This is a genomic window from Neisseriaceae bacterium CLB008, assembly GCA_041228285.1.
Lineage (GTDB): Bacteria > Pseudomonadota > Gammaproteobacteria > Burkholderiales > Neisseriaceae > JAGNPU01.
In genome coordinates this window covers 106705-122459 of sequence record CP166133.1, presented here as the reverse complement: position 1 = coordinate 122459, position 15755 = coordinate 106705, and the positions used below count along the sequence as shown (strand labels likewise).

Below are 15755 nucleotides of genomic sequence, written 5' to 3'. Positions count from 1 at the left end.
GCCCTTTCAAGGATAACGGTCTAAGTAATTTATGAACCCATTATGGCACTACCCGAACAAAAACGCAAATAATTTGTGATATATATTTTCAAATAGATTCAAAAACGAACATTCAACCGAAAATATCAGCCAAAAGAGTTCGGTTAGACGTCAAATGAACGTCAAATCGAACTTAAGCATCTGGATACGTCCCGCACTATAGAGGGATAACCTGCCATCCAGCGGCCTTTAGCACGCCCTAGCCTGATCCGAATGCGCATGTGGTCAATCAACCACTCGGCTTAGGCTCGCTTAGCCACCCATAAAAAAAGCGAGCCTCAGGGCTCGCTTAAATAATTTATTGCAGGTCTAGTGGTTACTGCTTGGCGCGCTTATTAAAGCCCATGGCGTAATACATCACCACTAAGAAGGCCACCCAAACAAAACCCAATACCAGGCTAATCCACTGTGGTGAGAACGCAATCATCACCACCACCGTCAATAAGAACGCAATCGCTAGGTAAGAACCCAGTGGGTATAAAGGTACTTTATACTTTAATACTTTAATCTCTTGCGGATTCAATTGACGGCGAAAGCGCAGTTGCGAGATCAGAATCGTCAACCAAGTCCATACCGCACAGAAGGTCGATGCCGAGGTCAAGAGCAAGAACGTGTCTTCAGCCGCTTGATAGCTAGCCAATACGCTGGCGCCCAAAATCAAGACAGAAGCCAAAATCGCCACGCCAGGAATGCCTTTACGGTTTAAACCGTCAAACATCGGTAAAGCCTGCTTTTGCTGGGCCAAGCTAAACAACATACGGCCCGTACTGAAAATACCGCTGTTGCAAGAAGACAAGGCTGCGGTCAACACCACAAAGTTAATCACGCCCGCAGCGGCAGGAATGCCCATGCGTTCAAAAATCATCACAAACGGGCTCTTATCAGAGGTGATTTGGTCCCAAGGGTAAATCGACATAATCATGGTCAAAGAGATGATGTAGAAAATCAAAATGCGCCAGAAGACTGAATCAACGGCACGCGCCAATGATTTCTCTGGGTTTTTGGCTTCACCAGCGGTCAGGCCAATCATTTCCACGCCCACATAGGCAAACATCACAATTTGTAAAGAACGCAGCACGCCTTCCCAACCATTAGGCATGAAGCCGCCATGCGACCACATATTGCTAAAGCCTAGCGCCACACCATCATTACCAATACCAAACAGAATGATGCCCAAGCTCATGATGATCATCAACACAATGGCGCTGATCTTAATCAACGCAAACCAAAATTCAAACTCACCAAAGGCGCGCACGGCAATAAAGTTGATCGATGCCATGATGGCCAAAGCCGCCATGCCCCATACCCAAGGCTGTACGTCGGGATACCAATAGCCCATGTACACGCCCACGGCCACAATTTCGGTCATGCAGGTAATCAACCACAATAGCCAATAGTTCCAGCCCGTGATGTAGCCCGGCAAGGGGCCTAGATAGTCGGTCGCGTAGCGGCTAAAAGAGCCGGCAACCGGATTGTGAATGGCCATTTCGCCCAAGGCGCGCATCATAAAGAAGATCACTGCGCCGCCTAAACCATAGGCAATAATGACGGCTGGACCAGCCATATTGATGGCAGTCGCAGAGCCTAAAAATAAACCCACGCCAATGGCCGCACCCAGCGCCATCAGGTTAATGTGACGTTCTTCCAAGACGCGATTTAACTGCTGTTCGCCGTTTTTCTGTGTACTCATGCTTTACTTCTCCGATCAAATCCGTTTTGATTCAGGCGTTTATTATTATCATCATGGCGTGCTTGTGTCTCAGCCATCGGTGTTTGTGCCCATTTGTCCTGCAAGGGCGGAAATTTAGCATAGATATTGTTGGATTAGCAAATAACATTCCGTTTAAGAATGAACACAGAAACCACCACACCAAACAAAAAACCTTTAAAAAAACATACTTAACACGATTAACATAGACAAAAACCTTACCCCACCTTGCTTATCCCTACATTCAAAGTGGATTAAAATCGCTTAAATTCAGCTAAAAATAAAAAAATGGCGCCGTAGCGCCATCTCTTTATAAGCCAACATTAAGAAAATAAATCACATTAACAAGGCTTTAAGCGCCTCTGTATCGTCTACCAGCAGCACGCCCGCCTCCAATAGCTCAGCACGCGCCGCCGCCGTGGTTTCAGGCGCGATGCCGCGCGTGGCCTCTAGATTCACAATCACTCGCCAAGCGCCGTATTTAGCCAGCTGCAACGCCGTGGTTTTGACGCAATAATCCTCAGCCAGGCCGCCCAGAATAATGGTTTTAGCCTCCTTAATCTTCAACCATTCGATTAAGCCTGTGCTCAAACGCTCGGCAAAATCATGAAAACAAGCACCATAAGGGTGCATATCAGGCTCAATGCCTTTATACACTACGAAATCGTAGTCAATCACCGCCGGCAAGCCAGGCAATACCTCAAAGCCTTTCGTACCGGGCACCGCATGCGCCACCCAAGTTAAGTCGGCATTGGGCAAATCCAAAGGCTGGAGGCTGTCTTTAGGGTCATCCACCACCCACAGCGCCTTAGGGCTATGCGCGTCCTTGGTCAAAACGCGATATTGCGCCAGCGCGGCTTGCGCATTTAAGGCCGCAACAATATCGGCGCCGCCGGCCACCGGCAGCTCATTAGGGCATAAAGGGGTAAAGGTTTGTTGGGCGTCTACGTCAATGGCCACTGTGCTCATGGTTGTCTCCTCTTGTAGCATTTTATAAAAACACAAACAACTCGCTCAAAATTTTACTATTTCATTAGAAGCATATCTTTTTGAATTATTAATTAAAATGCTATTTTTGGAAGTCAGATCACCTCTTACCTCATCCCAAAGTAAATCTAATAAAATTTTATCTACTATTTCATTTTCCCCATTATATTTATTTGCATATAAACCAATAGGAACAACATCCTCTCCGCATAATTTTTTATACTTTTCAATTTCTACGCTTATAGTTTCCTTAGCCGTGTGTAATAATGGTTCCAGTAATCCTCGTACTTTTTTATGAATCGCACCTAAAGCCTCAAAATACAGTCTAAACATTAATTTTAAATCAATCCGTTCTGGCAATTCAATTAAAATACTTTGCTTAAATTTTGCATTTTGATTTAAAGTAACTTTAGTAACAAAAGGATTAATAGTATATAAACATTTTTCATGTAACCGATCCCAGCCACTCCCTGTACTTATACCTAAAGATAAACCATAATGTTGTACATGATTTCTGAAATGGTACATAAATCTATACCCAATGTTTTGATCATATTGTTCAGTTAACAATTGTTTAATCTCAACCTGCATTCCAACATTTCCCAACAATCTAGGCAATTGATCAATATAAGTTTTTACTGAAGATAATAAATTTGAAATCTTAAGTGTAATACGAGCAATTAAGTCATGAAAATCTCCATAACTTCCCTCTCGTCTATACATCCTTTCAATTGCAATAAGCATCAACTCTTTCTCCAGCTCAATAATATTTGAAATAACAATATCATAAGACTGTTCTATAGAAAGTCCGTCGGATAGCGTTTCGTTTAATTTTCTTAGATTATTGAAAAAACTCTCTGAAATCTCATATTTTGGTACTCGACCCATAACATCCTGTTCAATAAAAAACATAACTCCTCACTTGCACCTGAATTATTTTTTCTTAGGGCGAAACGCCTGACACACTTCTGGATCAGTCTCGATGTAGGCACCGCCGACCAGCTCCACCCCGTAAGGCACGGAACTGAACAGGCCATGCACCACTATATTGCCCGTGCTGTCGCGTACGCCTTCTAAGGTTTCGGCAATGGCCTTGGGTCGACCGGGCAGGTTCACGATCAGGCTTTTGCCACGCACGCCCGCAGTTTGGCGCGACAAAATCGCCGTGGGTACATAATAGAGGCTGATTTGGCGCATTTGCTCGCCAAAACCGGGCAGCTCCTTATCCAATACCGCCAGCGTGGCTTCAGGCGTCACGTCTCGCGGCGCTGGGCCAGTGCCGCCGGTGGTAAAAATCAGGTCGCAGCCATCGTCATCAGCCAAACGCTTCAGCGTCGCCTCAATGGTGGCTTGATCGTCGGCAATCAGGTGGGGGACATACTCAATCGGGTTGACCACGGCTTTGTCTAACCAAGCCTTAAGGCTAGGAATGCCTTCATCCTGATACACGCCCTGGCTGGCGCGGTCGCTGGTAGACACCAGGCCTATTTTTACCGTTTGCATGCTTAATCCTTTTATCCGTCTCATCTTCAAGGTTCCAGTATAACGTTGTTTGGGCAAAAGCTTAACCCTCTGTATTCGGTGCCAAAAGCCGCCGCAAAACATTTCCTGCTATAATCCCCCTTTATGTTTAACGTATTGTTCCGCGCATGTCTGAGCCTAATTTCTCCCAAGTCTTAACCAAAGACCGCCATTTTTTACAACTGGCTTTTAAACAGCCTAAACGACACGGCGGCCTTGAAACGGTTGAAAAAAAATACGCCCAGTCGCATGCTGCCTACCTGTCGCGCCTAGAACGACTGCCGCAACCCGTCTTTGACGATGCACTGCCGGTCAACCAAAAACTCGATGACTTAAAAAAACTCATCAACGATCATCAAGTGGTGATCATCTGTGGCGAAACCGGCTCGGGCAAGACCACCCAGATTCCTAAAATTTGTCTGGCCTTAGGCCGCGGCGTCAAAGGCCTCATCGGCCACACCCAGCCGCGCCGCCTCGCTGCCCGTTCGGTGGCCACACGCATCGCCGAAGAGCTGGACACGCCCATTGGCGAAGCCGTCGGCTTTAAGGTGCGTTTTACCGACCACAGCAAGCCCAGCAGCTACATCAAACTGATGACCGACGGGATTTTGCTGGCCGAAACCCAAACCGATCGTTTTTTAAACCAATACGACACCCTCATTATCGACGAGGCGCACGAGCGCAGCCTCAACATTGATTTTCTGCTCGGCTTTTTAAAGCAGCTCTTGCCTAAGCGCCCCGACCTTAAAGTCATCATCACCAGCGCCACCATCGACGCCGATCGTTTCAGCAAACACTTTAACCACGCGCCGGTGATGGAAGTCTCTGGCCGCACCTTCCCGGTCGAAGTACGCTATCGCCCATTAGAAGCCTTAAAAGAGGCCAGCAAGGCCGCCGATCTAGACCCGGCCGACCTAGACTACAACGACGCCATCGTGGACGCCGTCGACGAGCTCAGCCGCCTTGGCGCCGGCGACATTCTGGTGTTTTTACCGGGAGAGCGCGAAATTCGCGACGCCACCGACGCCTTACGCAAAAGCCACATCAAGCATTACGACATTTTGCCGCTGTTTGCGCGCCTGTCGAACGCCGACCAACAGCGCATTTTTCATCCCAACGGCAGCCGCCGCATTGTTTTGGCCACCAACGTCGCTGAAACCTCGCTCACCGTCCCCGGCATCAACTATGTGATCGACACGGGCCTAGCGCGGGTGAAGCGCTATTCGGTACGCGCCAAGGTCGAGCAGCTGCACGTTGAAAAAATCGCCCAATCGGCCGCCAATCAGCGCTCAGGCCGCTGCGGCCGGGTGGCCGCAGGCGTGTGTATTCGCCTCTATGCCGAAGACGATTTCAAGCAGCGCCCAGCGTTTACCGACCCTGAAATCCTACGCTCCAACCTAGCGGCGGTGATTCTGCGCATGGCGGCTTTACGCCTAGGCGACGTGGCTCAATTCCCTTTTCTAGAAGCCCCTGCCAGTCGCTACGTGGCTGACGGTTACCAGGTATTACACGAGCTTGGCGCCATTAAGGCCGATCAAAGCCTGACCGAAATTGGCACCCAGCTGGCGCGTCTGCCCATTGACCCTAAGATTGGCCGCATGCTGCTGGCCGCCCACAAACACACCTGCCTACAAGAAGCCCTCATCATCGTGGCCGCGCTGTCGATTCAAGACCCGCGCGAACGCCCGTTTGAAGCACGCGAAGCCGCCCACCAGGCGCAGCTGCGCTTTGCCGATAAAGAGTCTGACTTCTTGTCTTATGTGCATCTGTGGCAGTTTTACGATGAAGCCTTGCAAAATAAGAGCAGCAACCGCCAGCTGGCGCAGCTGTGTAAGCAGCATTTTTTGTCGCCACTACGCATGCGTGAATGGCGCGAGCTGTATAAACAGCTCAAAGACATTTGCCACGAGCTGGGCTTTAAGCCTAATGCCACGCCGGCCACGCCCGAACAGATTCATCGGGCGCTGTTAACCGGCCTGATTGGCAACGTCGGCATGAAGGCCCCCGAAGGCAACGACTATATGGGCGTGCGCGGCATTCATTTTCACCTCTTCCCTGCCTCCAACCTATTTAAGGCCAAGCCTAAATGGGTGTTTGCCGCCGAACTCACCGACACCAGCCGTCTGTACGCGCGCGACGTCGGCAAGCTCAATCCCGAATGGATCGAGGCCGAAGTGCCCCATTTGGTGAAATACCATTATTTTGACCCGCATTGGGAAAAGGCCCGCGGCGAAGTGGTGGCCAGCGAACGCGTGACTCTCTACAGCCTCACCGTCAATCCTCGCCGCCCCGTTCAATACGGCCCCATCGACCCTGAAACCGCGCACGAGCTGTTCATTCGCGGCGCCCTCGTCGCACAAGAATGGGACACCAAAGCGCCCTTTTTCACCCATAATCGAAAATTAATTAAAGACGTTTTGGCCTTAGAACATAAATCGCGCCGCCAAGACGTTCTGGTCGACGATGAAGTGCTGTATGCGTTTTATGCGGCCAAAATTCCGGCCGACATCTGCAACATCCGCAGCTTTGAAAAATGGCGCCAAGCCACTGAGGCAGAAAACCCCAAACATTTATACCTCAGCCGCGACGACTTAATGCAGCACGCGGCAGAACACGTGACCGAGGCTCAGTTCCCTGAGTGGTGGCACAACGAGGACGGCAAATTCAAGCTCAGCTACCGTTTTGAGCCCAATCACGTCCTCGATGGCGTCACCCTACACGTACCGCTGACGGTGCTGAATCGCTTGAATCCTGCGCGTTTGGAATGGCTGGTGCCGGGCATGATCCGCGAGAAGCTCACGCTGCTGATCAAGGCCTTGCCCAAACAGCACCGACGCACCTGCGTGCCCGTGCCCGACTTTATTACTGGCTTTTTATCGCGTAACCCCAATACCGATGAGCCCCTTTTACCGCAGCTGGCCCACCACATCCTGCGCCATACCGGTGGCGCCGTCATCGTCGACATCGACGCTTGGCAGCAAATGGCCTTACCCGCCCACTGCCAGGTTAACATTCGCGTTCTCGACGACGGCAAGCGCGAGCTGGCCATGGGCCGTGATCTGCGCCAGCTCCAACAGCAACTCGGCAAGGCCGCCGAGCTGACCTTCCGCGACAACACCCAAGAGTTTGAACGAGAAGACATTCAGGATTGGGATTTGGGCACGCTGCCTGAAAGCATTCAGTTTGCCCGCGGCAAGCAGCAGCTCACCGGCTTTTTAGGCTTAAAGCTAGAAGAAGGCCGCATTGCGTTACGCCTATTCGACACCGCCGACAGCGCTGAAGCAGCGCATCGCTTAGGCGTGATTGCGCTGATGCAAAAACAGCTGCGCGACCACATGAAGGATTTAAACAAAGGCATTCAAGGCTTTACCCAGGTGGCCATGCAGCTCAAACATTTGGGCAACGCCGATCGCCTCTTGGCCGACATCAATCACGCCATTTGCGATCGCGCCTTCATCGGCGAAGACACACTGCCGCGCACGGAAAAAGACTTTAAAGAGCAGATTAAGCGCGCCCGTAGCCGCCTGCCCGCGGTGAAGCAAGGCATGAGCCAAATGCTCGGCCAAATTGCCGAAGGCTATGGCGACGTGCAGCGCAAGCTGGGCAAACACCCGCTGAGCCGCACCCTCAGTGAACAGCTACAGCGTTTGATCTACCCAGGCTTCGTCAGCGCCACGCCGTGGTCACAGCTGCCGCATCTGCCACGCTACCTCAAAGCCATGCTGCTACGCATGGATAAATACATGGGCAATGCCGCCCGTGACGGCCAGCGCGAACAGGAAATCATGGCGCTGTGGCAAACCTGGCACGATCGGGTGCAGCTGTTAAAACAGCAAAATCTAGACGTCTCGCCAGATCTGCTGGCCTTTCAGTGGCAGCTAGAAGAGCTACGGGTGTCGCTGTTTGCGCAAGAATTAAAAACGCCCTATCCCGTGTCGGTGAAGCGTTTGCAAAAGCAGTGGGATGCCTTAACCAAGCAGTTTTAGCGCCCAGCGTGGGCACAGGCCAAACCAAAGCCGATTGGCATGTACTAACGCATTACAGTTTAAATACCAATTAACTTTATTTTAATGGCAAACACATGACTTTTTTAAAGCGCTACACCTTGTCACTATGCACGCTAACACTATGCCTACTGTTGGGCGCCTGCCAAACCATGGCCGACCAGGCCATGCAATCCTTTGAACAAGGCGACTACGTCCGCAGCGTGGCCGAATACGCCGCCTACGCTACCGACCGCGGCGACCAAATGAGTGACAAAAAACGGCAGGAATTTCAACGTATCGTGCACCAGAGCGTGAGCCATTACGAAGCCAAGCTAGATCAGGCTGCCGCCCAAGACCACAGCACCAGAATCAACCAGCTGCTGGCCCTTAAAAACATGCGCCTCAGCCTCTATGCCCCCATTCATCGGCAATTAGTCCCCGAGGTCATCCAGCGCCTTGACCTAGACGGCCTCACTCAATCTGTGGCCGACCAATATTATCAGCTTGGCCGCAGCATCAGCGGCACACAGCGTGAGGACTATCGCCGTCGTGCCGAAGCCTACCAAAACGCGCTGGCCCAGGTGAATCCTTATAAAGACAGCCAGACTTTGTTTACCAGCAATGACAAGACCTATAAAGGTCTGCTCGCGGAAGAGCTCTATCAGGCAGGCCTCAACCTGGCCAAGCATCAAGATTACCGCGGCGCAGCCGCCAGCCTCGGCCAAATTGAGGCCATCTACGCCCCCTATGGGCATTACAAAAACACCGCAGCCCTGTTCAAGCAATACGAATCCATTTGGCGCACGGCTGAATACAAGGTTTTGCTGCAACAGGCTGAGCGTGCCGCTGGGCACATCCACAACAAGCGCAGCGCCCGTGACGCCGCCGCCTTATATCAACGCGCGGCCAATACCTTAAGCAACTATGGCGACGGGCAAATGGCGCGGCAAAAGGCCAAACAGTATCAACAACAGGGCCTGATTCAGGTCTTCGTCGACGATGACGGCAAGCCCCTCATGCACACCAGCTCCACCAGCAGCGCCTCAGCCGCTCTAGATTCAAGCACGCTGACGCCTTTTTTACGGGTCACTAAAGACCGTAAGGCCGCCGACATTGTCGTCAACATTCGACTGAAGGAAACCTATGAGCGCGACGGCGACGACACCGACAGAGTGAGCCAAACAAAGCAAATTCGGGACGGCAACAAAACCACCACCCATCCTAATGGTGCGGTCACCACCGAGCCCAACTACGTCACCAAACGCTTTACCCAAGTCACCACCCGTGCCGAAAACCGCTACATCACCACAGTAACCCTGTCGTTTAGCGGCCTGTACCAAAGCAAGGTCAGCCATGATTTCAGCGCTAGCTCAGAGAAAAAAGTGGTTAGCTACGAGGGCGACGTGCCTAGCGGCAAAGCCTATGATAAAAAACAGGTCAGCAGCATGAAAAGCAAGGAAGAGTTGGCCAAGGAGAGTCGCAAAAAAGCCGCTCAAGACCTCCGCAGCCGCCTGCTCAACATCGCCAGCAAGTTTGACACCCTGTAGGCCATCGCCCACAACCATGGTCATGCTGCGGCATGACCAACAAAAACCACAGCATCTGTCATAAACCTGTGAATTCACTCAAAAACACTTGTTTTTTAACCAAAAAATGACTACCATGCGCCACATTCTTGCACCAATCACGGGAGCCACCGCATGGGCCTAAACGCCGCCGCCTCACCCCACCCCCACACCGACGCCACGACAGTGGTGCGTGGTACCGCGTTTCACACCCCGGTTTTAGGGCACATCGACGTCCTCAGCGACCATTTATTCTGCGTCAATGCCCACGGCACCCTCATCGCCGTTGTGGCGCCAGACCATCCAGATTACGCCGCCATCCAGCAGCAGGCCGAAACACAGGGCCGCTACACCGAGCTCACCTCAGGCCAATACCTTTTACCTGGCTTCATCGATCTACACGTGCACGCGCCGCAGTGGCCACAGTCGGGCAAGGCCTTACACGTGCCCTTGCTGAACTGGCTCAACGACTACACCTTCCCCTTAGAAGCGCGCTACCAAAACCTCGATTTTGCCGACCAGGTGTATCATCAAGTGGTACGCACCCTCTTGGCCAACGGCACCACGACTTCGGTTTACTTCGCCACCGTGCATAAAGAAGCCTCTTTGCGCCTCGCCGAGATTTGTCTGGCGCTAGGCCAACGCGCCCTCGTGGGCAAAGTGGTCATGGACAATGACAGCTGCCCCAATTTTTACAAAGACGCCGACGCCACCAGCGCCGTAGCCGACACTGAGTGGCTGATTCAGGCCATTCAAGCGCTGGCCCACAACCCCGACCTGGTCTTGCCCATCGTCACCCCGCGCTTCATCCCCACCTGTAGCGATGAGGTTCTGTATGCCTTAGGCCAGCTGGCCCAAAAGCATCAGCTGCATGTACAAACCCATTGTTCAGAAAGCGACTGGGCCCACCAGCACGTATGGGACAGAATGGGCAAAAGCGACGCTCAATCCTTGGCCGACTTTGGCCTCTTGACGCGGCGCACTCTGCTGGCCCACGCCAACTTCTTAAGCCCTAGCGACACCGCCTTGATTCAAGCGCACGGCAGCGCCCTCGCCCATTGCCCTGTCTCCAACGCCTATTTTGCCAACAGCGTCTTACCCGTGGCCGAACACCTCCGCTTAGGCACCCATCTGGGCCTAGCCACCGACATTTCAGGCGGCTACAGCCCCAGCATGTTCGACGCCATGCGCCAAAGCATGATGTCGGCACGAATGTTGGAAGACGGCGTCAATCCGGATCTAACCGCCACCGAACGCGGCCGCGTCGACAGCCGCATCGATTTCAGGCATGCCTTCTGGCTGGCCACCACCGGCGGCGGCCAAGCCCTAGACTTACCCATCGGCCACTTCAGCATAGGCCAGCAGTGGGATGCGCAGCTCATCGACGTCAACGGCCCCGATTCCAACATCTGCCTGTATCCCGAGCTGGACACCGACGCCGACATCTTGCAAAAAATCATTCACAGTGCCCAGCGCAGCAACGTACACACCGTGTGGGTGAATGGCCGCGTCGTGCATCAACCGTCTTCACAACCAGAAAGAGCCTGACCTTATGTCTGCACCAGAACTGCCTTCTGAACACACCTTAGTGGTCCAGCCTGAAGAACAACTGCCGATGGGCAAAAGCCTGATCCTCGGCCTGCAACACGTTTTGGCCATGGACGTTTATGTGGTGCCCTTCATCATTGCCACCATTGTGTCGCTGTCGGTCACCGATTCGGCGGTGCTGATTCAAGCCACCTTTTTTGCCGCTGGTCTTGCCACCATCATTCAGTCGCAGTGGTGGATGAAGCTGCCCATTGCACAAGGCCCCTCTTATGTGCCCATTGGCGCTGTAGCGGGCATTGCCTTAAGCGCTGGCGGCGGCCTCAGTGGCATGTCGGCCGTTTACGGTGCGCTGATTCCCGGCGCCGTCATCATCATCGTGCTGGGCTTCACCCCTATTTTTAGAAAAATCATCAACCATTTGGTCCCACCCATCGTCGGTGGCACCATCATCTTGGTGGTCGGCATCGCCCTGATGCCGGTGGGCCTAAAAGCCAATATTTTCAGCGTCTATCCTGGCGGCAGCAGCCTGCACCAAAACGTGGCGCTGGCCGCCACCTCTGCCAGCCTGTTGATTCTGTTTGTGACCTTAGGCCTCAAGCTAGGCCAGCGTGGCATCTGGCTGCGCCTGTGCTCGGTCTTGCTGGCCTTGATCGGCGGCTGTCTACTGGCCTCCCACTGGGGCCTCTTTAACACCGACGCCATTGCCGCCGCCTCATGGTTCTCGCTGCCCCACCTGGCCTTCGTGAGCTTCACGCCCACTTTTTCAGGCTCGGCCATCGTGACCATGCTGATCATCTACGCCGTACTCTTGGCCGAAACCACTGGCACTTGGTTTGCCGTCAGCGCCGTCATTGACCGCCCTTTACAAGACAAGCAAATCGACCGCGGCGTAGTGGGCGAAGGGTTAGGCTGCTTGGTCAGCGCTCTGGTGGGCAGCACGCCCGTCACTGGCTACTCCACCAACGCAGGCATCATCGCCATCACCGGCATCGCCAGCCGTTTCGCCTTTTTATCCGCCGGCCTGTGGATGATGGTCTTTGGCCTCTCTGGTAAGCTGGCCGTGGCCATTGCCTCCATCCCTTCGCCCGTCATTGGCGGCGTGTTCATCGTGGTCTGCGCCATCATTGCCTTAAGCGGCTTCCGAGTCATTCGCCACATCGAGCTGAACGAGCGCAATATGTTTGTGATTGGCGTGCCCATTATCACCGCCTTGTTTATTGACTTAGCGCCACCGGAGCTGTTGCAGTCGCTGCCGCAAACGCTGCAATATCTATTGAGCTCATCCATTGCCGCAGGTGCCATTGTCGCCATTGTGCTGCACCAAATCCTGCCGAAAACCCTCAAACAAGTGTATTAAGCGTTCCTTATTCATCCAGCTGCCGTTTCTCGGCAGCTTTTTTTCTGAACGCCGTCAAGGCCTAACATGAACCCCGCATAAAAAAAACGAACATTTCTGTACTTTGATCGTCTATTATTAAACCTTAGGTTAAATACTTTAAATTTTGCAGCCGATGGCGCTGCCGAGGTAACCCCTTATGAGCGACCAAAACGCCCCTGCTTCATCTCGTTTAACCACCTTCGTGGCCCCTAAACCCAAGCCTTGGTTAATCAACGCCCTCACTTGGGTTAATCGCTACGTGATGCTCAAAGGCACGCCGGTGCTGCGCAACTGGCCCCTAATCAAGCATCTGCCGTTTATTCGGGGCCTGTGCGACATTCGCTACATCGATTTTCCTGCCGCCGACGCTCAACGCTTTGCCTACAGCACCCGACCCGATCACGCCTGCGTGATCACCCCAAACCATCCCGAATTTTTTACCGACTGGATGCTGGATAAGGAGTTGGCCGCCCGCTTCGCCCCCTATATGGCCAGCTGGGCCACCCACGACATCGTCAACGGCATGGGCCCAGGCATGCAAAAATTCTGGCTGGCCAACCACATCATTGCCCAAATTCCCAACCACACTGAGGCCGCCCTCGATTATTCTGTCCAGGCCCTTTTAAACGGTACGCCCGTCTTACTGCATCCAGAAGGCAACGTCTTGTGGCACAGCGACCAGGTCCAGCCTTGCTTTGCTGGCGCCGCTAAAATGGCGCTACAGGCGGTTCAGGAACATCCCGACCGCCCGGTTTTGATTGCCCCCATCGTGTGGAAACTGGTGTTCATTCGCAATGAAACCCGCGCCCTTGAACGTGAGGTTAGCCTCATCGAACGCCGCCTCGGCCTAGCCAGCAGCCAAGGACAGCTATTAAGCGACCGCGTACGCAGCCTATATGAAGGCGTTTTACAGCAGCGCAGCCGCTTATTTGGCTGCTCCGTCGCACCTATAGGCACCTACTTTGCCCAGCAGGCCGATTATCTGAATCAGCTGGTGGCGCCTTTGTGGGCACAGTTCTGCCCAGACGAACCCACGCCCACCGATCCCGCCGCCGCAGAACAGAATGCCAAGCACTTATTACAGTCCATGCGTCGGCAAACCAAGGCGGGGCTGAAGCTCGACCGCGATGCCTATAAGCGCCAGCAGGAAATCAGCCGCACCTTACGCACGGCCGCCCTCGTTTACGCCGAACCCACCTGGCAGCTCGAACACATCGCCGAAAACCTCAAGCGCCTGCGCTGCGACCTACTCAAAACCCACTGGCGCGACAAAATCCATCAATTTTTACCGCGCCCTGTCGGTGGCCGCATCGCCTACATCCGCGTCCCAGAAGCCTTTGACGTACGCCAAGCGCTGGCCAGTCAGCCTGACCTGAGCGCTGAAGACATCATGGCCACGATTCGTCAGCGCCTACAAACCGCGCTAGATGAGCTAAACCAGCAAATCAAGCCGCGCCGACCACGGCCAAGCTTTGTGAACCCCTTTACTCTTGCCGATAAGCCTCACGATTAACCAGCCATAAAAAAAGCGCCCGAAGGCGCTTTTTAAGCAGAAAACTGAACCCGATACCAAGGCAGGCCCACCCCATATTGGCTGCCCACCAGATAGCCTTCCTCGATAAAATAGGTTAATTCATTAGGGTCATCACTAGCCGACTGAGCCCAGGCGTGGGCGCCGACAACGGCCGCATGCTCAAACCCTTGGAAACGATAAATAGCGCGTTCGAAATGGCCATGTACAGGGGGAAAGGCCAACAGGAAATCCACCTCGGTGTACAGGCTACGCTCCGGCGGCGGCAAGGTGATCACGGTCACGCGCTGACCTAGCTCTGGCTCTGGCTCTGGCTCTGGCTCTGGCTCTGGCTCTGGCTCTGGCTCTGGCTCTGGCTCTGGCTCTGGCTCTGGCTCTGGCTCTGGCTCTGGCTCTGGCTCTGGCTCTGGCTCTGGCTCTGGCTCTGGCTCTGGCTCTGGCTCTGGCTCTGGCTCTGGCTCTGGCTCTGGCTCTGGCTCTGGGGCCACCGTAGGCCTCGCCTCGGTTGCCCCTAAGCCCCACTCTGCCTCATTCTCCTCAGCCACATCCAAAGGCGCTCGCTCCGCTGAAAACGCACCCTGTAAATGCGTTGCCCCGACCACCACATATTCACCCGACAGACTGTTTCCATCTTCGGCCAGCGTCCCGCTGACGGTTAAGGTGGCGGCATCAGCATCAGCAGCATCACGTAAAAATACCCCAGTACCGGCAAACCGCAGGCCGCGTAGCTCGGCTTCAAACTCAAAACCTATCCACTGCGTCGTTTGCGCCGCCGCTGGCAATAGATAATAGCTAAACAGTCGTTGGGTGAGCACGTCTAACTCAACCATCAAGCAAGGCGATGTATGGTCTTGCCCCTTAATCTGGCCCAAATACAAGCGCCGCTGCGGCACCCGCGCAGGAGAAGCAGGCACGATCGCCGGCATCACCGGGCGCAGCGGTGGCAGGCTTGGCTGCGATGGCTGCGCCACACGCCACAGCGGCGGTAGGCCGGTGACCGTCCAAGGCTTGGCCACGCGGGCGATGCTGCTGCTGGGTAACCGAGTATTTACGGGTAAATCCGTGGGTGGCGGTGCCACAGCAGGGTCAGGAATAGCCGCCACGGGCGCTGCAATGGCGGTGACGTGCCCAGGCATGCCTTCTGGACCAGCCTCTCTAGACAAAACGGTGCCCTGCCAACGTCGTTGGGCAACCGACGGCAGCGGTCGCGGCAGCTTTGCATGAGGCGTTGCCAACACAGCCATTGGCAGCGATGTAGCTTCGGGGACAGACGCCGACGGCCCCCATGAGGGAGCGGCATCAACAGTGGGCTCGATTAGCGTAGGCGGCGGCCACGACGGCGGCCGCTGTGGTTTGGACACACCACAGGCGGCTAAGATCAAGCTGCTGATCAATATCGTTCGGGTCTGGTACAGGCCTATCATGAGTGCTTATCAATGCCATGGATTTATTTAAAATTGAATGGCATCATACCACAACGATCAAAAAAATC

Annotated in this window: 10 protein-coding genes; 5 read left to right on the top strand and 5 right to left on the bottom strand. The window is 53.8% G+C overall.

The window, feature by feature from the left end:
* Positions 1-355: 355 nt before the first annotated feature.
* From AB8Q18_00490 to mog, 4 genes are all read right to left on the bottom strand, one after another.
* Positions 356-1729, bottom strand: coding sequence for an amino acid permease (locus tag AB8Q18_00490; protein XDZ51565.1), 1374 nt, complete (start codon positions 1727-1729; stop codon positions 356-358).
* Between the two features lie 354 nt (positions 1730-2083).
* Positions 2084-2716 (bottom strand): isochorismatase family protein, encoded by a 633-nt coding sequence (locus AB8Q18_00485; protein XDZ51564.1) that lies wholly within the window; start codon positions 2714-2716, stop codon positions 2084-2086.
* A gap of 45 nt (positions 2717-2761) precedes the next feature.
* Positions 2762-3646 carry a hypothetical protein gene (locus tag AB8Q18_00480; GenBank protein XDZ51563.1) on the bottom strand — a complete coding sequence of 295 codons (885 nt, stop codon included), beginning with the start codon at positions 3644-3646 and terminating at the stop codon, positions 2762-2764.
* 21 nt (positions 3647-3667) lie between these two features.
* Positions 3668-4237, bottom strand: coding sequence for a molybdopterin adenylyltransferase (mog, locus tag AB8Q18_00475; protein ID XDZ51562.1), 570 nt, complete (start codon positions 4235-4237; stop codon positions 3668-3670).
* 146 nt (positions 4238-4383) lie between these two features.
* Between mog and hrpA the strand changes: the two genes are divergently transcribed.
* From hrpA to AB8Q18_00450, 5 genes are all read left to right on the top strand, one after another.
* A complete protein-coding gene (gene hrpA, locus AB8Q18_00470; GenBank protein XDZ51561.1) occupies positions 4384-8241 on the top strand; it encodes an ATP-dependent RNA helicase HrpA in 3858 nt (1285 codons plus the stop codon).
* Positions 8242-8336: 95 nt separating this feature from the next.
* The gene (locus AB8Q18_00465) at positions 8337-9788 is read left to right on the top strand and encodes a hypothetical protein (protein ID XDZ51560.1); all 1452 of its coding nucleotides are present in this window, start codon (positions 8337-8339) and stop codon (positions 9786-9788) included.
* Positions 9789-9941: 153 nt separating this feature from the next.
* Positions 9942-11354, top strand: coding sequence for a guanine deaminase (gene guaD, locus AB8Q18_00460; GenBank protein XDZ51559.1), 1413 nt, complete (start codon positions 9942-9944; stop codon positions 11352-11354).
* 4 nt (positions 11355-11358) lie between these two features.
* Positions 11359-12711 carry a uracil-xanthine permease family protein gene (locus AB8Q18_00455; GenBank protein ID XDZ51558.1) on the top strand — a complete coding sequence of 451 codons (1353 nt, stop codon included), beginning with the start codon at positions 11359-11361 and terminating at the stop codon, positions 12709-12711.
* A 178-nt stretch (positions 12712-12889) separates the two neighbouring features.
* On the top strand, positions 12890-14245 hold the full coding sequence (locus AB8Q18_00450; protein ID XDZ51557.1) for a 1-acyl-sn-glycerol-3-phosphate acyltransferase: 1356 nt from the start codon (positions 12890-12892) through the stop codon (positions 14243-14245).
* 32 nt (positions 14246-14277) lie between these two features.
* On the opposite strand, the gene AB8Q18_00445 is transcribed toward AB8Q18_00450, so the two are convergent.
* A complete protein-coding gene (locus tag AB8Q18_00445; GenBank protein XDZ51556.1) occupies positions 14278-15687 on the bottom strand; it encodes a hypothetical protein in 1410 nt (469 codons plus the stop codon).
* Between the last annotated feature and the right edge of the window lie 68 nt (positions 15688-15755).